The sequence below is a fragment of the Photobacterium sp. AWH4_225 genome (assembly GCF_056158405.1).
The window spans coordinates 1,316,982-1,336,736 of the sequence record NZ_JBSWTF010000004.1; the positions used below are offsets into that span (position 1 = coordinate 1,316,982).

Consider the following 19,755-nt stretch of genomic DNA (forward strand, 5'->3'; position numbering starts at 1 on the left):
AATTAGATGAATAACAATTAAAGGACAATGCGGATATTTCGGATTTCTCCAGCGCCTAGCTGGCCGAGTTCCAGGCTACCGGCCTTATGGGTATCTTCTGCCAGATTGCTGAAGGTAATCGCTTTATGGTCGATATTGACTGCTAGCGTTCCCCCTTCGATGGCGTGGGATTCATTGTTGAAGATACGCAGGATATAAGCCTGGTTATCTTCTGACTTCTTCACGGTGCCAATGGTTGCTTGCGAATCCTGCAGCTCAAACATCTTGAATTCGTTTGGACAACCCTGTGCCAGTGGATAGGTGTCTAGGAAGCACATCGGGAAGACAACACGCTCGTGTTTCTGGTTCTGGAAGTAAGAGATATCGGTGGCAAAGCTGACGTAGTCCTTGGCAATGTGGTTACCATCATAAGCGTTGTAGTAACAAAGGCCGAAGTCGAACTCATTTTCGCCTTGCATTTGGCTCAACGGTGCCTCAAACATTTTCATCTGTAGGCCAGAAGCACGGCCTGGGCGGCGGTTCAGATCAGGCAGGCCGAGGTGGCCAACAGAGCGGAAGGCTGTCATAGCGATATCTTTTTTGCCTTCACCGATGATTTCGTACTCTTTCATACCACGGGTAAAGGTGGTGGCAACGTATTCATCACCGACCAGCGAGACATGGTTGAGTAACGGTTCAGTTGGTGTCGGCTCTTCCAGCCAGCCTTGCTCTTTCCAGAAGCGCAATGCTTCTGGCTCGGTAACACGTTTGATGTAGCCGAATTGAGTACCGGCGTAACTGTGTTCGCTGGCATTTTCAGTGCGGACTGCAAGCCGGACACGGTGGTTGTGGGCATGGTTGTCAATATGGCCAGAGAAGCGTATGACATTGTCATCTTCTTTAAGGGTAACCCTCAGCAAGTAACCCATGTCTGTCGAGCACTGTTTTTCGGCACGCTGCTCTAGGTCGAAAGGTGTGCGAACCTTACCTTCAATAACGAGCTCGCTAAGCGCCGGAGTGCTGTACGCTTCGGTGATCGCACCCTCAATGAAATCAAAGTGGTTGATCATGTCGTTAGTTGGGTAGGAGTAGTCGTAGTTATCCCCTTCATCGCCAGATTCTTCAATATAAAGCACATCGCTGTGGAGCTTGTTCATCGCTTTGTCGAAGATATTGAGTTTGCCGTGAACCAGTTCAATACGGTAGCGGTTATTCTCGATACCGTTGTTGACCGCCTTTTTCTCGGCGCGCTGTGTGGCTTTCTCGCCATCTACAATGGTCAAGGCTTTGTAGCTCAAGCCATCGAAGTCTTTCAAGTTCAATGCAATACGAGAGCGGAAGTACCATAGAGCCGGATCCATATCCTCCGCGTTTTTCCTGATTTTACCGCTGTAATGCTCATCAACACTGATCACTGAGTGCTCAACTTCTTTGCCATCGAGCATGATTTTGAAGTCAGTGGACTTAGTGTAAACATAGAGCTTTTGGCATAAATCGCGCTTTTCAGGTAGCGAGTTGAAAACAACCAGCGGTGATTCATTACCTTGTTGTGCGATAGACACTGCAATTTTACGGATCAGGTACACCTTGGTTGATTCGGCAATGTTGTATGCTCGAGAGCTACGGGTTTTTATCAGTTCATTGGTTTTATCGGTGTTGGTTGCCGATGAATGGGTTTGGCTGCACAGCAAGAGGTTCCAGACCCGGTCAATCAAACCGGTATCATAATCGACACCCAACTGATCAAGCAGGGCCATTAGAGGCTGCACCTCAAAGGTCATGATGCGCTCGGTTTTGTCCTGGATAGTCTTGATATCGGCACGGGCTGAGAACAAGGATTTATGAACGCGGTGGTATTGGGTACTTAATAGTTCACCTTGGAATGTCTTGATCCCTTCCCCTTCGGCACGCAGCTTGTTCATGTAGTCCTGAAGGGTGGTTTCGACAAATTCGTATTCGTCCGATTCGCGGTTGTACTTTTCTGCCATGTTAGTGAGGCACTGTACCGCCGGGGTCAGGTCTTCACCCATTGTTAACAGGAAGTCATGTTCCATTGCTGAGCCATTTTTCAGTTTTTGCATCTGGCTTTGGACATTATCACCGTAATATTCAAGGGTTGGGTCTGTGATGAGATCACCACTGACGTAGGCATGAGTGGCAAAGCCATAGCTGGCGTCCATTGTTGTCGCCAGTAATTCGCTGCCGTCATTGGACTGCCAGTAAAAATCCAGCCCAAGACCGTGCTCGTCACCTTTACCACGACGGAAAACGAAGTCCTGGATGCCCATGGAGTTAAAGATTTTCGGGAAATCTTGTGAATGGCCGAAGGAGTCTGGCAAGTAGGCTACTTTACCTGTCTGTCCCCAGCGGTTGGCCAGTTTCATACCTAGGCGCAGGTTGTTGATCACCGCTTCGCCACTAGAAATAAAGCAGTCGAGCTGGGCGTGGAACGGACCTGTGATGAGGTGGCCTTCCTTGACCAGGGCTTTGATCTTTGCTTCGTCTTCAGGGTGCATCTGGATATAAGTTTCCAGTGCATCCGTGCGTCCATCCATTAAGAAGTATTTGTAATTACCTTCTTCGAAGCCTTTTAACAGCTCTTTGGTGTTATAGGCAAACATTACTGTTGTATCTTCTTCCGTGAAGTACCACTCTGGATCCCAATGTGTGTGGTGTACTAGATGAGCAACAGTTTTAGACATAATAAACTCCATTGTATGATTAAATTGCATTCTTAAATTAATGAGACAAGACGATTAAAGCTGGTTGAATATTTTCAATGCCATCAGTGAAAAGCTTTAATCCTGAGATAAAAAGAAATAAGTAACAGGCTCTATATATCAGTGTTTGGCTGACTCGGTGTAATAACCAGACTCCTATTTTTACGCCCAATGGTGCTAAAGGCATTAATATAATGGCTGTGTAAATATTGGTTAACTCAAATCCCCCAAGCCATGAATAAGGTATAAGCTTAATGAAGTTGATGATGGCAAATAATACGACCATGGTTGCGATTAGCGTGACTTTATCGAGTTTTTTAGGAAGTAAGTAAATATTTACAGGGCCACCTCCTGCATGTATAGCGGTACTGGCAAAGCCACCAAGACAGCACCATACTGAAGGGGAAAGTGGCTGACTTGGTCCACTTGTATTGATTGCCCTTAATAGATAGAGGCCAACGAAGCCAAGAGATATTCCACCAATTAAAATTTGTAAGCCTGCTTCTGGAATATATTTCATTAAAGCGGTTGCCATAATAATACCTACTATTGCCCATGGCAGCATATGTTTTAATTCATTCCAATCAGCATGTTTATAATGTTGTTTAACGGCAAAGTAGTCCATGACACATAGAATTGGCAATAATATTGCTGCTGCTTGTGCTGGAGATATTGCTAATGCCATCAAAGGAACAACGATGTCACCGACTGCGCCACCTAACCCACCTTTTCCTATGCCATATATAATGACTGCTGGAATAGCAATTAAGTAAAAGTAAGGGTCTGAAATAAACATATTCTATTCCTTGGGCGTTATTAACCCAGCCGGGTAGGGAGTTACCCGGCTTTGAGTGTTGATATTGAATTAGGCAGTTGCGATGTAATCTTCTAGTTGTATTCTTAAGTTATTCACCTTGGTTCCATAAATTGCCTGGATGGCACCATCGACGACAACTATGTCTATGGCTCCGAGTTTTTGCCACGTCTTTTTGTCTTTATTGACCAGAGCGGTATCTTTTACTTCAACCCTGAGGCGGGTGAAGCAGTTGCCGACGGTAATAATATTGTCTTTGCCACCTAGTGCTTTGAGAATCCCCTCAGAGCGGCTTGTATCCATGTTGGCAAACTGGGTCAGCAAACCGTCTTCCTGAGCCCCCGTATCTTCTTCTCCTTCCGGTTCACGGCCGAGGATGACAACATCATATTTGACGATAATGTGGCGGAAGGTGACGGCATAGATCGCAAAGGCGGCCAAGCCACACACCAGCCAGATAGCCATTTCCCCCCAGCGGCCGAGTATCCAACCAACCTGCAGCAATCCAGAGGCTACCGCATTAGGCACGCCACGCAGGTACCAGGTCATCATGGCGTTATCGCCAGTTAGCATAGTCAGAGTATCGGGCAGAATCGAAACCAGCGAGTAGAAGATCACGTTCACTACATACAGGATTGGCGAAGCGAAAACGAACATGAACTCCAGTGGCTCAGCAAACCCGGTGAAGATGACGGCCATGGTGGTCGACAGGTAGACGGACTTCACTTTTGCCGTACGCCTTTCTTTAGGAATGGCAAAGTACATCCCAAGTGCGGCACCCGGCAGGGTGAACATGGCGTGGAAATCGGCAGTGAACATCATCTTGCACATCTGAGGGGTATGGACAATGGCAGTGGCATCACTGATACGGCCAAGGTTCATCATTTGTACCGCTTCATCCAGCCTTGCAGGGCACATTTGGTGAAGGCCAATGACTGTCATGTCTTTTAGTTCGGAGTAGAACTCACCGCCAATTGGCGTGTACTCCCAGACAGCATTGGTTACGTGGTGCATGCCGATAGGGCGCAAGGCGACTTCTGTCAGCCCTTTGATAAATGGCGTCGTGAAGGCACCACGCTCGGCAGCCCATACGCTGAAGGCGTCTAGGCCATCACCGACAATGGGCCATACCAGCATTAATGCCATGGCCATGACGAAAGCATAAAGGAAGGTGACAAGGACACAGAAGCGTTGACCATTGAAGAAATCGAGTGCCATGGGTAATTTGTCGAAGGTTTTGTATTTGTCCCAAATCCTTGCTGAGAGCACGCCGACAAGGATGGCACCAACAATCCCGATCCTGAACGTTGGCATGCCAAGTACATCTTGGAATATATTGATATAGTCAGGGTTGAGCGCAGGGTTTAATAAATCAGTGACTGTTTGTATCCCGTCATAGCCTTTGACTTGGCCGAAGTAAAAGACCGAAATAGTACCGATTAGCTTATGAAGTACTAGGAAGAATAGGCCGGCAATAATTACAGGTCCGGCTGACTTCTCACCTGTTAGTGAGGCGGCGACGCAAAGTGCAAAAAAGAAGGGTAGATTGGCAAGTATCACCCAGCCAGCAACATTGAGATGTTCACCGAAGAATGCAAAGGTGCTCCCAAGATAGGGAACGCCTCCAAGCAGGAAGGGGCTCATCATAATAGAGCCAATGGCTATCATGATGGCCGCAAACGGCAGGATGAAGGTCACAGCATAAAGCATAGCTTTAGCAAATTTTTGGACCTTCCCAAGTCTTTGACTATTCATTCGTAAGTCCTTATGATCGAGAAGCGTACAGATTCAATTAGAAGTAATGTTTAATCGTTATTTAATTTTTCCTACTCTTAATCCCCATCAAGGGTAGAAAACTGTTCGCCGCCCAGCAGCGGTTGTTGCTGGGCAACCTATCCTTCAGATATATTTGTTATTCTTTGTGTTATTCTTTGTGTTATTTATGGCGTATTTTTTGTTTTCATCTCGTTTTTTTCTTGCCTTTAATAATAGATATTTTGTTTATATGACACAAATTGATTAATGGGATTAATCATCGACTTCAAAATAGAAATGATGTCGGAAATATTAAGCTGTGAGGTTAATCCCAAATAACAATCAAAAGTATTAAAATTGGTATGGGCAAAATATAACGCTGGCGTGGCGTGGCGTGGCGTGGCGTGGCGTGGCGTGGCGTGGCGTGGCGTGGCGTGGCGTGGCACTCTATCTTTTATAAGTGAATGTAACAATAAATAGTATCCTGATTTAGATCATTAAAATGTCAATTATTATTTGATTTACAATTGATAAATAAAAAATGTGATGGTGCATATTTGTACTGATTTAACTTGAGTGATTTTAAATTATAAAGAGAATATGAGGTTATAAATGAATATATTAAGCATTAGTAGGTTTTTAAATTTCTGTAGTCATAACAAAAAAGCGCCTGAGTAGGCGCCCTTTTTTAACTTCGGCTATTTTGGGTAATATTAGCTAGCCGCTAGTACCGCTTGTTCCTTTTTTACTTTGTTATAGCGCATCTTCTTGAGCGTAATAGCGACAGCGGCAGTGGTGATGACACCAATAGCCATTGCGAGCAGTGCCAAAGCCGGCTTGTTGAAGGCGCCTAGCAGAACCACGATTGGGCCACCGTGTGCAACGTTACAGGTTAGACCGAAGCTAAAGCCTAGGATACAGGCTACCGCAGAACCAATCATATTGGCTGGGATAACGGCAAACGGGTCGCGGGCAGCAAATGGGATAGCACCTTCCGAGATACCCACAAGACCCATTGCGGTTGCAGCTTTGGCATTTTCCACTTCCTCACCTTCGAACAGTTTCATACGGCTGCCGATGAAGGCTGCTAACGCCATACCCAGCGGAGCGACAGGGATTGCTGCAGCTTGTGCGCCCATAAACTGTGTTTGCCCTTCGGCAATTAGGCCGACGCTGAATAGGAAGGCGACCTTACCGAACGGACCACCCATATCGAAACCTTGCATCAAACCAATTACCAGCCCGATAAGGATAACGTTACCGGTTGATAGGTTAGCCAGTACGGTGTTCATGGTTTCCATAATACCGGCAATAGGTGCACCGATAATGAAGATGAACACGGCTGCGATGAATAGCGAACCGGCAATCGGGGCGATCATGATAGGGACGAGCGGCTGGATCATCTTGTTGTAGTTGAAGCTGACAACCCATTTGACGAAGTAACCAACCAGTAGACCGGCAATGATGGCACCGATAAATCCGGTACCAGCATCGGCATCGTAGAAAGAACCGTTATTGGCAATCCAGCCACCAATCAAGCCCGGTGCAAGTCCTGGTCGGTCCGCAATGGCATAGGCAATGTAGCCGGCAAGGATAGGGATCATCAGGGTGAAGCCGACAACACCGACATCGAGGATCTTATTCCACAGGCTGCCTTCAGGAATCGCGAGGCCACCAGGGGTAGGTTCACCGCCGATCGCCAGTGAAATTGCAATCAAGATACCGCCGACCACGACAAACGGGATCATATGTGACACGCCATTCATCAGGTATTTATAAAGGTCATGGCCTGAGCCACCAGGGCCAGCTTTCGCTGCTGTTGTTTGACTTGCTTTGTCATCCCCTGCAAAGGCTGGGGCAACCAAAGCCTGCTCAATCAGGGTATCGGCATTTTTGATTGCTTTCTTCACCCCTGTAATCACGACTTTCTTACCGGCAAAGCGGTTTAAGTCCACTTGCTTGTCACAGGCGACGACAATGGCATCAGCGCGTGCAATCTCTTCGGCCGTTGGCGCGTTTTTTACCCCAACCGACCCATTGGTTTCGACCTTGTAGTCGTAACCCATCTCTTTGGCTGCATTTTCGATGGCCTCGGCTGCCAAGTAAGTATGGGCCACCCCAACCGGGCAACCGGTCACCCCAATGATAAAACCTTTTGATGGGCCTTGGGCGGTGGCAGGTTCGTCTATCTGCTTTTCGTCTTCTTGGGTAAACAACGCCAAAGCCTGTTCGCTAGAAGTGGCCTTTTGCAGGTCTTCGAGGAAAGAGGGTTCGATAATTTTTGAAGAAAGGCTGGCAAGGACTTCCACATGGAAGTCACTGGCTTTTTCCGGGGAAGCGATCATGAAGAAGATCTTCGAAGGCTCACCATCCTCAGCACCATATTCAATGCCAGCTTTGCTGACACCCACTGCAATCGCGGGGGCGATCACTGCACTACTTTTGGCATGGGGAAGGGCTACCCCGTCTTCGAAGCCAGTATTGCCTGTGGCTTCGCGCTCCCAGAGGCCTTTGACAAAAGTTTCTTTGTCCGACACTTTGCCTGCATTGACCAGTACGTCAGCAAGCTCATTGAATACTGCTTCTTTGTCTGTGGCAGCCAAGTCTAGCTTTATGAGCTGCTCATTTAGGATCTCTTTCATCATAGTGCAGATCTCTTTTTGATGTAGGGGGGTAAGATTTATGTATTTACAAATTATAATTTCATCTTAGTGATACTCTGGCAGGTGAAAATTGATAGAGATCAAATTTATCGAATGGTATCCAGCCTGTTTCAGTAAATGTGAGCTGAGTAACGGATGTGACATGACAAAGATCACAGTTAATTGCTGGTAAATTTGTCATATCAAATTCACGTTAGAGCGAGATCGCGTAAGGGAGTGATTGCTGGCCCCGCCATTGGCTGACTAACAATGTGCCGGCGCTCAATGGCAAAACATCGTGGACATGATGGAAAGGTGAATTTTCCTCGGCCTCCATAGGCAGAAGCTTTCCAGCAATGTAAACGGGCGGTTTGGCGCCGATTGCCCGGGCGACTTTGCCATTTTCATCAATGGCCAAGACAAACCCGCTGTTATCCCGTCTGCAGGCATAGTTTTCTAGGTCAATGTCACTGACAACTGGCCCAGACCAGCACACCCCACAATATAATAATGACTCATGGATCACCGGTCGGCACGGGTAGACGCCGGGTAAGTTGACTGATTTGACGAACTCGCCTGCCAAAGTGAAAAACTTGAAGCTGGATTGTTTTCTTGATGAAACGACCAGCAAGGCTTCCTCCCCTTTGGTTGTTGGCCTGCTATCGAGGGCGATGCCATGAGGATTGATGAGTGAGTGATTGGCTGGTGCCTCTTCTGTGCCTCCAAAAGAGAACTTGTAATTGCCATCAGACGTGAAGCAATGGACGAAGCTGGCACCATAGCCATCGGCGATATAGATATCTCCATTGGGCGCGACACACGTTTCGGTCGGGTTGTAAGTCAACCCCTGATGATATATGCCCAGCTCAAACGGGTTGGCAAAGGTGCGAATGACCTGCCCATCGAGGGTTGTCTGCACGACCTCACCCAGCCCTTTGCTCACGACACCATCAATCTCTAATACCCCTGTTTGTGTGATTAGCAGGTATTCGCAACCGTCAGTTTCATACAGGGTAAGGCCATGACAGCCATCATAGCCAAGTGTCCAACTGTCGAGGAAAACCCCGGACTCGGAAAAAATGAGAATGTTGTTATCTGGGTGGTCGACTGACAAAAAAACTCTGCCATCTCGGCTTCTTGCTAGTTCGTGGCAGTTCTCTATCTGGATATGGCTGGGGACTTCTGTCCAGTGCTGGTTGAGCTGAAAAGTATCGTGGGTTTGATAGGTTGGCGAAGGTTGCGGCATAACAAAAAGACCCTTTGATTTAACTATATGTATTTATTGGCTAAAGCATGCTGGCGAGTAACAGCTTCAATGAATGTTGATGCTTGTTAACAAAATTAGCGCTTGCACAACATATCAAATGCCGATAATTTGTAAATACAAAAATAAATTTACATCTTCAATGCCAATAAGGAAGTAACACCATGACCCTGCTCTCGCCGATCAAACCGCCAGTTCAAACACAAGCCCAGCCTCTACAGCAGCAATATCAGGAAAAAGGGTTCATCTTGCATAAGCAACCCCTGCTGGAGACGCAGCAGTTTGCCGAGTTACAACAGATCTTTGAGTCTTTGCTGACAGCAAAAGGAGATATGCGAGCTGACGAATTGAACCGCCCGCACTACGCGGATCCACGGTTGTTTAAGTTTTTGACGGCAAAGCCGGTATTGGATCTAGTTGAGTCCTTGATTGGCCCAAACATTGGCCTGTGGAGCAGCCATTTTATTTGCAAGGAAGCCTACACCGGCCGTATTACGCCGTGGCATGAGGATTCGAAATACTGGGAAGGTCGAATTGACCGGATGGATAAACTGGCGACTATCTGGTTGGCGATAGATCCTTCGAGCAAGGAGAACGGTTGCATGCGGGTGATACCGGGAACCCATGTGCTTGAGGAGAATTTTGAATATATTGATGTCGACAAAGCAAGCCATACCTTCTCCACCGAACTGCACCACCGCTATTTTGACGAGCAGGACGCCGTGTACTTCGAATTGGAGCCGAATGAGTGCTCTATTCATGATGGGCGCATTTTCCATGGTGCTCTTGCCAATACCAGTCCGTTGCGCCGCTGCGGTTACACCATGCGTTACGTCTCGCTGGATTGCAAAGTGAATGATGAGCACCCTGATAACGCAACCCATCGCCTGTACCATGTTCGGGGTGAGAATGTTGCGAATAACAAGGTATGTCAGCTACCTGATTTTTAATCATTTTGTTGATTCAGGGAAGTGGAGGAGACGTCGGTTTACTTGTTAAACCGACGTTTTTGTTATCAGCGGATAGAGACAGTGGTGAGCTCGTTGGAGACCAAGGTTTCGACTGTGTATTGCGCCAGTACAGAGTGAAGTAGGTACACATGGTGCTGGATGCAGAGGCTTATATGACCTGGCTCTGCACGAAGTAAAAAGGCTTCTTTTTCGTTAAGCGCTTTGCCTGAAATCGTCTTGGCATCATGGCTGATATTGTGGCCGGCACTGTGCTCGACAAAATGCAGTACTGACTGTTCACAGTGGGCTTCTGTAAAGGTTGGGAACAGCGCCACCGGCATCCAGGTTTCTTCCAAGATAGATGGCTCACCGTTGATAATACGCATCCGCTTGAAGTGATAGAGCGGGGTGCCCTGATCGAGGCGAAACTTTTTTGCCAGCAATTCATTGGCTTTTGTCTGGTTAAACTCCAAAACGATGTTTTTCAGATCGGTATCTTTGTTGATCCGCTCAGAAATACTGGTCAGGTTGTTGTCTTGGTAAAACTCTGGTGGATTGACAAAAATGCCAGAACCCTGGCGGGAATGCACGAATGATTCTTGCTTTAGTTTCTCAATCGCTTTACGCAATGTTGGCCTACTGACACCGAATTGACTAGAAAGCGCATGCTCACCGTCTAGCTGAGACCAAGCTGGGTAATTCCCCTTTACAATGTCAGCCTTGATGGCTTGGTAAACTTCTATGTACTTCATCTATAGAGCGACTTCTTTCTAAGTTGCGCATTGGAACGCCGGTTACAACCGAACCTGTTAACACATATTCTAGCTTTTTGGCGTAATACGCGAAAAATTATTACTGGAATATTACCAGAAAAGCCCTTCCAACCACACAGCCATGTTCAATATTTCTCATGGCATGATCAAGATCATCCTTTTCAATGCTTCTTTTTTATTTGTATTTACATATTTTGAATGTGGGTTTATGTTTATCTCATAAGCCAAGAGGAGCCCTACCATGTCATCCAAAATTGAAAACAACCCAAGTCAAGTTGATGTCAACAAGAAGATCCCTTGTGAAAAGCCTGTCATGACCCAGTTGGAAATCATGGAAGCCTATACGCATGCGCATCAGAGCGAGCACGATATCTACCAGCGTGAGGTAGGGTGTCTATCTGAGCTGTATCCAATTTTGTTCAGACAAATTGAAGCTAATGATTGTGTTGTTGGCCGCGTTGATGCGCTGCCAATTGGTTTTGGCAGCGTGACATCGGTAGGTGGGGTCGGTCACTACTGTAATTTCGACAAGCTTGAGGCGCTGAAGAATGATTTGCCGCCAGCGGTACACGGCCGAGTCGACGCCCTGCTTGATTACTGGCAGCAGCATGACACGCGCACTATCTACTACCGCCAGACCCTGACAGAGACTACATTGGGTAAGTTTGTCGATGTTAACTACCCGGCCATTGCGACGGCACGTCTTAGTGGCATGTACCTGGATTACAACAAACTGGTGGACCTGGGTCTTAATGGAATGCGGGCGCTTATTGGTGACAAATTGGCTTCAGCTCGCCAGCTGGCTGATACCAAGGCAGTATCGCTGCATCAGTCTTTCCTTGGCAGTTTGGATATTGTTGAAGAGGTGATTAACAAGCATATTGCGTTGTGTGCTAAAGAGCTTGAAGCGACGTCAGATCTAACCCGTAAGCTCCAGATGAGCGACTTGATTGATGCCCTAACAGCGATTCGCACTGAAAAGCCACAGACGTTCTTGCAGGGGATTCAGCTCACTTGGCTCTACAGTCTGTGTGCTGGGGTGGTGAACTACGGCCGAATGGATGATTATCTTGGTGATTTACTGGTGGCTGATCTTGAAGCCAAACGAATTACCGAGCGTCAGGCGATTGATTATATTCGCTCTCACTACCGCTTAATTGAATCGCGAAAAACAACGGTTAATGGTCGAGTGGTTATTGGTGGCGTTGGACGACGCAACCCTGAAACGGCTGATGTCTACTGCCGATTGTCTATTCAGGCGGTACGCGAAAATAAAGATACTGAGCCTCAATTTACCCTGCGTATTTATAAGGGCATGAACCAAGATGTTTACAACGATGCCCTAGATGCGATTGGTGAAGGACTGACATACCCAATTTTGTATAACGATGACGTGAATGTGCCAGCGGTTATGAAGTCGATGCAGATTTCAGAGCAGGACGCCCAGCATTATGTTCCGTTTGGTTGCGGAGAGTTTGTCCTGTCGGGCAAGAGTGTTGGGACACCAAATACCTGTATCAACATCTTGAAGATTTTGAACATTGCCCTGACCGGTGGTACCGATTTCTGGGATGGCCAAGATAAGAGCGGAGGCACGGCGCTGCTCAAGCCTGCTCAGATCGTGAGCTTCGATGACGTAATGCAAAATTACAAGGATCTGCTGGATTTCTATATCGACCTGACCGCCAAGGCGCAGTCTTTTTCGTATCAAGTGCTGAACCAGCAGGTGGGCTTCTTGTTTACCAGCATGTTGACCGATGATTGTATCGGGCGCAGCAAGGCGCTGCTCGATGGTGGTGTTTACAAGCTTGGCGGCACCAATGAAACCTATGGTAATACCAATGCCTACGATTCACTGGCAGCTATCAGGAAAGTGATATTCGAGGAGCAGAAGTATAGCTACGCGGAGCTGATTGAAGCATTGAAAGTCGACTTCGAGGGTTACGATCGCATGAAGTACGATCTTATCCATGCGCCGAAATTTGGTAATGATGATAGCTATGTTGATGATATTGCGGTCGAGATGCATGAATATATCTGCAATGGCATTAAGGATTCGGCCGCCGAAGTAGGGATGGACAGCTACTTGGTGGTGATTATCAACAACCAGGTGAACACCGAATGGGGCCGGGCGACGAGTGCTTCTGCCGATGGCCGCCATCGCGGGGTATACATGAGCAATGCCAACAACCCGCAGAGTGGCGCAGATAAAAATGGCCCAACGGCGATGCTAAACTCGCTGGCGAAGTTGAAGGCGGATGTCCATGCCGGCTCGGTACAGAACATGAAGTTCAGCAAGAATATGTACCAAGACAAGCGGATGATTGTCGAAGCGCTGCTGGATGGGTACTTCGAGCAGGGCGGCCCACAAATCATGGTAAGTGTCGTGGGTAAAGGTGAGCTCGAAGATGCCTTCCATAACCCGGAGAAATACCCGAACCTTGTTGTCCGTGTGGGCGGTTTCAGTGCTCGCTTTGTAAACCTTGACCGAGACGTTCAGCTAGAAATCTTGAACCGAACCCTGAACGACTAACCGCAAAAAGGGCTGCGATTTGCAGCCCTTACTTCCTCTCCCGACTCAATGTAAACAGGTATTGGCATGCAAGGATCAGTTCAATCAAAGCCGACAGGCATTGTCTTTGACATTCAAAAGTTCAGTGTCAATGATGGGCCGGGTGTTCGTACCACGGTCTTTCTCAAGGGGTGCCAGATGAAATGCGTCTGGTGCCACAACCCGGAGTCATTGAGCGTCAAGAAGCAACTGTCTTTTTCGGGGCAAAAATGCATAGGGTGTCGAGCTTGCGAAAAAGTCTGCCCCAACAGTGTGCACCAATTTGATAAAGAGGGTGTGCATCATGTTGATTTCGATAATTGCGATGCGTGTGGGTTGTGTGTCGATGCTTGTATGCAGGATGCGCTCAAAATCTACGGAAAAGAGATGTCGGTTGATGATGTCTTTGCCGAAGTGATCAAAGACAAGGTCTACTTTGATAAGTCAGGAGGGGGATTAACCCTATCAGGTGGTGAGGCCCTCAAGCAGTTTGAGTTTTCTCTGGCCCTAGTCAAGAAATGCAAGGAGCATGGTCTGCATGTCTGTATTGAAACCAATGGTGCTTCTAAGCCAGACCATTATCGGGCGATAGCGCCCTATGTTGATTTGTTTCTGTTCGACTACAAGGCGACCGGTGATAAAACCCATAAATCCTTGACTGGGTTATCAAGGCGTTTAGTCGATGACAACTTGGCGTTGCTTGAGCAAATCAATGCCAATGTGATCCTGCGCTGCCCGATCATTCCAGGCTACAACCTGTCAGACGATCATCTGCAGGCTATCGCGAATCTGGGCGAATCGATGGGGAATATTCAGAAAGTTGAATTGTTGCCTTACCATAACTTCGGCAAAGGGAAAGCGGCAGAGATTGGGCGGGACTATGACGTTGATGCTGATATTCCTGCAGATGAGCAAGTGCAATCTTGGCTGGAAAAAGTCCGCCGTTATGGCGAAATCAACGTCACATTGAGCTAGCTAACTTGTTTAAGACTTACCTAGGTAGGGGCCCAGAAATAAGCCGACCTGATTACGGCATAATCCCACCTCAACCCTGACTCCGGCTTGTTCTAGGATAGCGATCCCCTTTCCACTGTTTCTCGGATCGGGATCGAGCATGGCGACCACAACATGCTTTATTCCGGCTTCGGCCAGTGTCTTGGCACAAGCCGGTGTGCGGCCGACAAAAGAGCAAGGCTCCAAAGTGACATAAGCACTGACGCCCTCGAATGTCTCTGCTCCAGTGGCTATATAGGCATTGAGTGCCTCGACCTCGGCATGGTTGCCACCTATTTTTTTGGTATGGCCTTCGGCGACGATGCAATCACCTTTTACCAGCACGCAGCCAACCGGTGGGTTGGGCTGGCACTCTGGCAATGCTTGCTTTGATAGCTCAAGGGCGCGGAGCATAAATTTCTCAGCCATGTACTCTCTATCTCTGTAACGGGTATTAGGCGGGTATATTACCTGATACGTTACTGAAATGGCGTGAGATCGATATCTTCTATTTTGCTGACTGCTTTAATGGTTGGATGTTGGGAGATTCTTTTGAGATACGCCGCCAGGTGAGGGAAGTGCAAAGGTGACTTTTTGATAGGCATCGACCACTCAGCCAGCATGAACAGGAAGAAGTCGCAGGCGGTGAGAGTATTACCCAGTAAGTATGGGTTACCGTTGAGTTGCTTATCTATCACCGACAAGGCGTCGGCAATTCGGTCGTCTTGCGCAGCAACTACATTGGGAATAGTGTTTTCATCATTGGTATGGCGGTGCGGGTAATAGCGAACCATTAGCTCGGCTTGCAGGGTATTGTTAAGATAGGTTAACCACTGGAAAAACAGAGGCCTCAACGGGCTGCCAATGTCAGGGATCAAGCCATGTTCGGGGTGCTGTTCACACAAATGAATACAGATGGCAGGGCTTTCAAAAAGGACATTACCGTTCTCAACCAAGGTGGGTATCCGGCCTGCTGGGTTGAGTTTTAGATATTCCGGTGATTTTTGAGAGTTGGACTTTTTGTCTACCAGCAACAATTCATAATCCAGCCCCATATGGTGTAGCAAAAAGTGTGGGGCCAGGCTGGCGTTATTGGGGTAGTAATAGAGTTGGTACACAATGTTATCCTTGCTCGAGAGTATTAGCCAAATTGGTGAAAGAGTTCGCCGATCACTGGCAGTATAGAGAGTATCAACAAACCGGACATGAATAAATTGAACCATTTACGGTGGGTTTCATTGTTCAGATATCGTTTTAGCCATGAGCCGAAATATAGCCATATACCAACGCATGGGAACGAAATAACCAAGAACATGCCTGCCAATATCAAGGTTTGCACAGTAAATTCACTGCCTGATACTGTGAATGCGGCAATAGCACCGGTTGCCACCACCCAGGCTTTGGCATTTACCCATTGGAATAGAGCACCATTGAGAAAGGTCAGTGGCTGTGAATGTTCTTTGGCGCTTAGTCCATCGCTAGAACTGGAAATTAGCCAGGCTAAATACAGTAGATAAAGCACACCAGAGACTTTAATAATGGTATGCAAGCGAGGAAACAATTCAAATACTTGTCCGAATCCAAAACCGACAAGCAATAGCATAAATGAAAAGCCAATACATATTCCGCACAATACGGGTAAGCTTTTTTTAATGCCAAAGTTAAGGCCGGATGTCATCACTAATATGTTATTGGGGCCTGGTGTCGCGGATGAGACGACGGCAAATAGCACCAATGAGAATATGTAATCCATTACTTCCTCATAGCTAAGTTATATCGGCACAACCAGACTGTTATCTTAGCAAGGCAAGGTTGTCTAATTTTGTGTTCTTGATGGCTTGTTCCTTGGCAATATTTTACCGCTAACTATTTGGAGCTAGAAATAGCTTTCTCTAGGGAATACTGGTCTCAATATTGAGTTGGCCTTCAAGTCCGGCTTCGCGGTGAATACTCAATGCTTTAAATTCTTCTGATGATGTCATATCCAGCAATGCTTGTCGGGAAGGATACTTAACAATAACAAATGCATCCCAAAGCTCGTCGACTTCCCCTATTATCAGTCCGGTTATTTCGGAATAGAAAACCACTTCCGCGTCGTATTTATCGAGCACTTCCAGCATAGGCTTGCCATAGAGTTCATAAGCTTCCTTACCGGTTAATGTAGATTCACGACCATCGGGGTAAACGGCTTTTTCCTTGAACCGGAATAAATTAAGCAAATGAATTTCGCCACTTTCAGGTTCATTATTGAGTCTCTCCATCTGCTTGTCAGAGGGATAAAGCTGATTTAGAACTTCCATATTCTCTCCAGTATCTAGTGCTTCATAAATGTCTGGTTATATTTTACTCGCACAAACCTTAATATGAAGAGATGTTAAATAAAGGTAAAGTGTATTTTTGAATTAAGGCGATCTTTTTCGAAAATAATTTATTTGAACCCTGTTAGCAGGTATCAACCAATCATCTATTTTTACTCTGATATTGTTCAAGTGAGGTGTGATGATGAAGTTGATGTTAGTTTCAATGCTGTTCTCGCTTCTGTCTTTTGCCGTTTTTGCTGAGCATCATGGCAAGAAAAAACCATCGTTTGATGACCTTGATACCAACGGTGACGGGGTCTTATCGAAAGACGAGGTGAAAGGCCCCTTGGCGGATCATTTCGATACCATTGATGTTGATGGCGATGGTGTGATCACGAAAGATGAAATGCCAGAAAAGCCCCCAAGGAAGAAGAGTTACTAGTATTAACTATATGATATTGAATCATATATAGCAGCGCCTGGTACAGGCGCTGTATATTTTGTTATAGCCCTTCCAACGCTTCCAATGACTCTGGCAAGATCTGGCCACCATCTACCACTATGCTTTGTCCAGTGATATAACCTGCTTCGTCAGAGGCGAAGAATAGTGCAGTGTTGCCGATATCCTCAACATCGCCCAATCGGTTGAGCGGGATGGATGCTGCCATGGTATCGAGGTAGTCCTGGCCGAGATCTTGTAGCCCCTCGGTATAGATATTCCCTGGCATAACGGCGTTAATCGTAATACCAGAGCGGGCCAATTCTATTGCTGCGGTTTTGACAAAGCCTAGTTGACCAGCCTTGGAGGCACCATAGTGGGACCAACCCGGGAAGCCGGTTACAGGACCGGTGATGGACGAGGTGACGATAATGCGGCCCTTGCTTTGCTCTTTCATGAATGGGGTAACGGCTTTAACGCTCAGGAACAAGCTTTTGAGGTTGGTGTTCATTACCTGATCCCAATTCTCCGGCTCCATTGCGCTAAGGCTAGCTTGCGGGAAGATCCCTGCATTGGCACACAGCACATCGATATGGCCGTATTTTTCCCTGACAAATTCAGCCATTTTCTGCATTTCCTGCCAGTTGCTGACATCTGCCAAGAAGTATTCAGCGTTGAATCCTTGTTGATGAATTTCAGCAACGGCCTGTTGGGCGGACTCTTCACCACGGGCTACGATAATCACATTAGCACCTTGGCGTGCGAATACGCGTGCGATGCCTTTACCGATTCCTTTGCTGCCACCTGTGACAATAACGGTTTGCCCTTTGATTGGGTTGAGCATAGTAGACCTTCTTTCAATTTAAGTGTGTATGAAAAAGTAGGCATGATAATGCGTTACGGGTATAACTTATTGGGCTTAATTGTAAGTTTTTGCAGATGTTGATGTTAGTTCAATTTATTTGCAAAAAGCCGGTGAAGAAGCGCATCGGCAACGGTTTATGATTGGTTACAAATGAAGTGGGCTAGTTGCAACCTGTACTGCTAACATGCCGCGCTAAAATTGCATCGTGCAATTTTGGCTATAAACCCTATTGGTAAAATTCTCTTTGAAGATAACTTACTGCCACTTTGGGCAGTAGTCATATCGGTATTGATAGTGGTATTAGCATCGCAAGGAGGCGAGTGGCACAGTAGGAGATTATGAGTTTCAATGAAAGCAACACTCCAGCAATTGTATGGTCTTTCAGATGACCTGGCACATCAGCTTACCCAAGCAGGTACCTTCCGTACTTTCTCCCGTGGAAAATACCTGGGTTTCCAGGGCGAAACCCCAGATGTTCTCTATTTACCACTTGACGGTATTCTCTCGCTGCAAGCCCCTTTTGAGTCTCGAGATGATTATTTCTATTCGGTGTTCTGTGCGGGGATCCCGGTAAATGACTTATTTCTTCTTAACCCGCAACCGCGGCTTGAATCATTGAAGGCATTGACGGATGTCACTTTGTTATCAGTACCTTTATCTAAGGCAAGGGAGCTGATGGGGGTATCGTTGGAGTTTTCTCATTTGATGCTGAAGTCGTTATCCCAAAAACTCTATGCCTTTGGCAGCCTTACTTATATCCAGTCGGAAAAGAACCCAGAGCAGAAGATACTTAAGTGCCTGCAACAGTTGGCAAGGCTCAACCCCAACAATCGGGTGTATTTAAATTATCGCAATATCGCCTCCTTAATGGTTATCTCCCGTAATACCGTGGCTAAAGTGGTGAAGGATCTGCAAGGGCAGGGTGCTTTGATAGTAGAAAAAAACTATATTACGTTTCCTGAAAAGTGCGAGCCGTGTCCAACAACCAGCCACTCGCTGCATTGAGTATGTACTTCATTTTGCTACGATCCTTAGATAATAGAGGCGTTGAGTGATGAGGATGTACCATGCGACAAGAAAATAGGGCTGAGCTGGAGCACTTTAGCTCACTACTGACGGAACAGGACTATCCGAACCTGTACACGGCTTTTATGAAAAATGCTGTCGCCAAGCGATTTGAAGCCGGTGAAGTGATTGTTTTCCAGGAAGAGACATTACAGCGTTTGGGTTACTTGAGTGCAGGCGAAGCGGAGATCCACCTTACTTCATTTGAGGGCGACACCATTATTGCCGAGCGGTTTCCACCGGGCTCTTTGTTAAATGCCCCAAGGTACATCGATGGTAAAGGCTCGCCTGCGGACGTCATTGCTGTTAAACCGTGTACAGTCCTTTTTCTGCCTTACAGAATACTGAGAAGCGATCCGACCTTGGATGCTGAAACATTACGCCTGGCGGCACATACAACGGCGGCACTGTACCGATTGACTGAAAAGGTCTACCGGGCAGCCATGTTGCTGCCTTTGAAAGAAAGAATTATTCATCGTCTTTTTTTGCTAAAAGATGAGAATAATAGTGTGGAAATTACCGCTGAAAAACTAGCAAGTTATCTTGGTGTTAGTAAATATAAAATTCATCGCTCATTGAATGAGTTAGAAAAGGAAAACCGGATCGTTAATACCTATGGCGCCGTGACTTTAGTTGAATGACAGC

Annotated in this window: 17 protein-coding genes; 6 read left to right on the forward strand and 11 right to left on the reverse strand. The window is 46.8% G+C overall.

Translation table 11 applies throughout. From position 1 onward, the window contains the following. Nucleotides 1-17: 17 nt before the first annotated feature. The 5 genes from ACXAD4_RS23115 to ACXAD4_RS23135 all read right to left on the reverse strand — a co-directional run bounded on the left by ACXAD4_RS23115 (nucleotide 18) and on the right by ACXAD4_RS23135 (nucleotide 9,156). Nucleotides 18-2,681, reverse strand: a complete 2,664-nt coding sequence (locus tag ACXAD4_RS23115) for a glycoside hydrolase family 38 N-terminal domain-containing protein (RefSeq protein ID WP_475244389.1) — start codon at nucleotides 2,679-2,681, stop codon at nucleotides 18-20. A gap of 37 nt (nucleotides 2,682-2,718) precedes the next feature. Continuing rightward, nucleotides 2,719-3,495 carry a sulfite exporter TauE/SafE family protein gene (locus tag ACXAD4_RS23120; protein WP_475244390.1) on the reverse strand — a complete coding sequence of 259 codons (777 nt, stop codon included), beginning with the start codon at nucleotides 3,493-3,495 and terminating at the stop codon, nucleotides 2,719-2,721. Nucleotides 3,496-3,564: 69 nt separating this feature from the next. After that, the gene (locus ACXAD4_RS23125) at nucleotides 3,565-5,268 is read right to left on the reverse strand and encodes a PTS transporter subunit EIIC (RefSeq protein WP_475244391.1); all 1,704 of its coding nucleotides are present in this window, start codon (nucleotides 5,266-5,268) and stop codon (nucleotides 3,565-3,567) included. Nucleotides 5,269-5,981: 713 nt separating this feature from the next. Beyond that, entirely contained in the window at nucleotides 5,982-7,913 is a 1,932-nt protein-coding gene (locus ACXAD4_RS23130) for a PTS fructose transporter subunit IIABC (protein WP_475244392.1), read from the reverse strand. 211 nt (nucleotides 7,914-8,124) lie between these two features. Then, nucleotides 8,125-9,156, reverse strand: a complete 1,032-nt coding sequence (locus ACXAD4_RS23135; protein WP_475244393.1) for an NHL repeat-containing protein — start codon at nucleotides 9,154-9,156, stop codon at nucleotides 8,125-8,127. 182 nt (nucleotides 9,157-9,338) lie between these two features. Between ACXAD4_RS23135 and ACXAD4_RS23140 the strand changes: the two genes are divergently transcribed. After that, nucleotides 9,339-10,124, forward strand: a complete 786-nt coding sequence (locus tag ACXAD4_RS23140; RefSeq protein ID WP_475244394.1) for a phytanoyl-CoA dioxygenase family protein — start codon at nucleotides 9,339-9,341, stop codon at nucleotides 10,122-10,124. A gap of 65 nt (nucleotides 10,125-10,189) precedes the next feature. On the opposite strand, the gene ACXAD4_RS23145 is transcribed toward ACXAD4_RS23140, so the two are convergent. After that, nucleotides 10,190-10,876 carry a GntR family transcriptional regulator gene (locus ACXAD4_RS23145; RefSeq protein ID WP_475244395.1) on the reverse strand — a complete coding sequence of 229 codons (687 nt, stop codon included), beginning with the start codon at nucleotides 10,874-10,876 and terminating at the stop codon, nucleotides 10,190-10,192. A 262-nt stretch (nucleotides 10,877-11,138) separates the two neighbouring features. On the opposite strand from ACXAD4_RS23145, the gene ACXAD4_RS23150 reads away from it, so the two are divergent. Then, a complete protein-coding gene (locus ACXAD4_RS23150; RefSeq protein WP_475244396.1) occupies nucleotides 11,139-13,430 on the forward strand; it encodes a pyruvate formate lyase family protein in 2,292 nt (763 codons plus the stop codon). A gap of 66 nt (nucleotides 13,431-13,496) precedes the next feature. After that, nucleotides 13,497-14,423: a glycyl-radical enzyme activating protein gene (locus tag ACXAD4_RS23155; protein WP_475244397.1), complete on the forward strand. Its 927-nt coding sequence runs from the start codon at nucleotides 13,497-13,499 to the stop codon at nucleotides 14,421-14,423. A 9-nt stretch (nucleotides 14,424-14,432) separates the two neighbouring features. Here ACXAD4_RS23155 and ACXAD4_RS23160 read toward each other — a convergent pair whose 3' ends face one another. From ACXAD4_RS23160 to ACXAD4_RS23175, 4 genes are all read right to left on the reverse strand, one after another. Next, nucleotides 14,433-14,870 (reverse strand): bifunctional diaminohydroxyphosphoribosylaminopyrimidine deaminase/5-amino-6-(5-phosphoribosylamino)uracil reductase RibD, encoded by a 438-nt coding sequence (locus ACXAD4_RS23160; RefSeq protein WP_475244398.1) that lies wholly within the window; start codon nucleotides 14,868-14,870, stop codon nucleotides 14,433-14,435. A gap of 50 nt (nucleotides 14,871-14,920) precedes the next feature. Beyond that, nucleotides 14,921-15,559 carry a glutathione S-transferase family protein gene (locus ACXAD4_RS23165; protein ID WP_475244399.1) on the reverse strand — a complete coding sequence of 213 codons (639 nt, stop codon included), beginning with the start codon at nucleotides 15,557-15,559 and terminating at the stop codon, nucleotides 14,921-14,923. A gap of 23 nt (nucleotides 15,560-15,582) precedes the next feature. After that, complete coding sequence (locus tag ACXAD4_RS23170) at nucleotides 15,583-16,194, reverse strand: LysE family translocator (RefSeq protein WP_475244400.1); 612 nt, start codon at nucleotides 16,192-16,194, stop codon at nucleotides 15,583-15,585. A 139-nt stretch (nucleotides 16,195-16,333) separates the two neighbouring features. Then, a complete protein-coding gene (locus ACXAD4_RS23175; protein WP_475244401.1) occupies nucleotides 16,334-16,741 on the reverse strand; it encodes a DUF1330 domain-containing protein in 408 nt (135 codons plus the stop codon). A 202-nt stretch (nucleotides 16,742-16,943) separates the two neighbouring features. On the opposite strand from ACXAD4_RS23175, the gene ACXAD4_RS23180 reads away from it, so the two are divergent. After that, nucleotides 16,944-17,183, forward strand: coding sequence for a hypothetical protein (locus ACXAD4_RS23180; protein ID WP_475244402.1), 240 nt, complete (start codon nucleotides 16,944-16,946; stop codon nucleotides 17,181-17,183). Between the two features lie 61 nt (nucleotides 17,184-17,244). Here ACXAD4_RS23180 and fabG read toward each other — a convergent pair whose 3' ends face one another. Continuing rightward, a complete protein-coding gene (gene fabG / locus ACXAD4_RS23185; protein ID WP_475244403.1) occupies nucleotides 17,245-18,024 on the reverse strand; it encodes a 3-oxoacyl-ACP reductase FabG in 780 nt (259 codons plus the stop codon). A 369-nt stretch (nucleotides 18,025-18,393) separates the two neighbouring features. Here fabG and ACXAD4_RS23190 point away from each other — a divergent pair, with 369 nt between their 5' ends. Then, nucleotides 18,394-19,050: a Crp/Fnr family transcriptional regulator gene (locus ACXAD4_RS23190; RefSeq protein WP_475244404.1), complete on the forward strand. Its 657-nt coding sequence runs from the start codon at nucleotides 18,394-18,396 to the stop codon at nucleotides 19,048-19,050. Between the two features lie 62 nt (nucleotides 19,051-19,112). Further along, nucleotides 19,113-19,751 carry a Crp/Fnr family transcriptional regulator gene (locus ACXAD4_RS23195; protein ID WP_475244405.1) on the forward strand — a complete coding sequence of 213 codons (639 nt, stop codon included), beginning with the start codon at nucleotides 19,113-19,115 and terminating at the stop codon, nucleotides 19,749-19,751. The last annotated feature ends 4 nt before the right edge of the window (nucleotides 19,752-19,755 follow it).

Excerpts from the sequence above, each read along its gene's own strand:
- ACXAD4_RS23115 (WP_475244389.1), bottom strand. The coding sequence starts at position 2,681 with ATGTCTAAAACTGTTGCTCATCTAGTACACCACACACATTGGGATCCA.
- ACXAD4_RS23120 (WP_475244390.1), bottom strand. The coding sequence starts at position 3,495 with ATGTTTATTTCAGACCCTTACTTTTACTTAATTGCTATTCCAGCAGTC.
- ACXAD4_RS23125 (WP_475244391.1), bottom strand. The coding sequence starts at position 5,268 with ATGAATAGTCAAAGACTTGGGAAGGTCCAAAAATTTGCTAAAGCTATG.
- ACXAD4_RS23130 (WP_475244392.1), bottom strand. The coding sequence starts at position 7,913 with ATGATGAAAGAGATCCTAAATGAGCAGCTCATAAAGCTAGACTTGGCT.
- ACXAD4_RS23135 (WP_475244393.1), bottom strand. The coding sequence starts at position 9,156 with ATGCCGCAACCTTCGCCAACCTATCAAACCCACGATACTTTTCAGCTC.
- ACXAD4_RS23140 (WP_475244394.1), top strand. The coding sequence starts at position 9,339 with ATGACCCTGCTCTCGCCGATCAAACCGCCAGTTCAAACACAAGCCCAG.
- ACXAD4_RS23145 (WP_475244395.1), bottom strand. The coding sequence starts at position 10,876 with ATGAAGTACATAGAAGTTTACCAAGCCATCAAGGCTGACATTGTAAAG.
- ACXAD4_RS23150 (WP_475244396.1), top strand. The coding sequence starts at position 11,139 with ATGTCATCCAAAATTGAAAACAACCCAAGTCAAGTTGATGTCAACAAG.
- ACXAD4_RS23155 (WP_475244397.1), top strand. The coding sequence starts at position 13,497 with ATGCAAGGATCAGTTCAATCAAAGCCGACAGGCATTGTCTTTGACATT.
- ACXAD4_RS23160 (WP_475244398.1), bottom strand. The coding sequence starts at position 14,870 with ATGGCTGAGAAATTTATGCTCCGCGCCCTTGAGCTATCAAAGCAAGCA.
- ACXAD4_RS23170 (WP_475244400.1), bottom strand. The coding sequence starts at position 16,194 with ATGGATTACATATTCTCATTGGTGCTATTTGCCGTCGTCTCATCCGCG.
- ACXAD4_RS23175 (WP_475244401.1), bottom strand. The coding sequence starts at position 16,741 with ATGGAAGTTCTAAATCAGCTTTATCCCTCTGACAAGCAGATGGAGAGA.
- ACXAD4_RS23180 (WP_475244402.1), top strand. The coding sequence starts at position 16,944 with ATGAAGTTGATGTTAGTTTCAATGCTGTTCTCGCTTCTGTCTTTTGCC.
- fabG (WP_475244403.1), bottom strand. The coding sequence starts at position 18,024 with ATGCTCAACCCAATCAAAGGGCAAACCGTTATTGTCACAGGTGGCAGC.
- ACXAD4_RS23190 (WP_475244404.1), top strand. The coding sequence starts at position 18,394 with ATGAAAGCAACACTCCAGCAATTGTATGGTCTTTCAGATGACCTGGCA.
- ACXAD4_RS23195 (WP_475244405.1), top strand. The coding sequence starts at position 19,113 with ATGCGACAAGAAAATAGGGCTGAGCTGGAGCACTTTAGCTCACTACTG.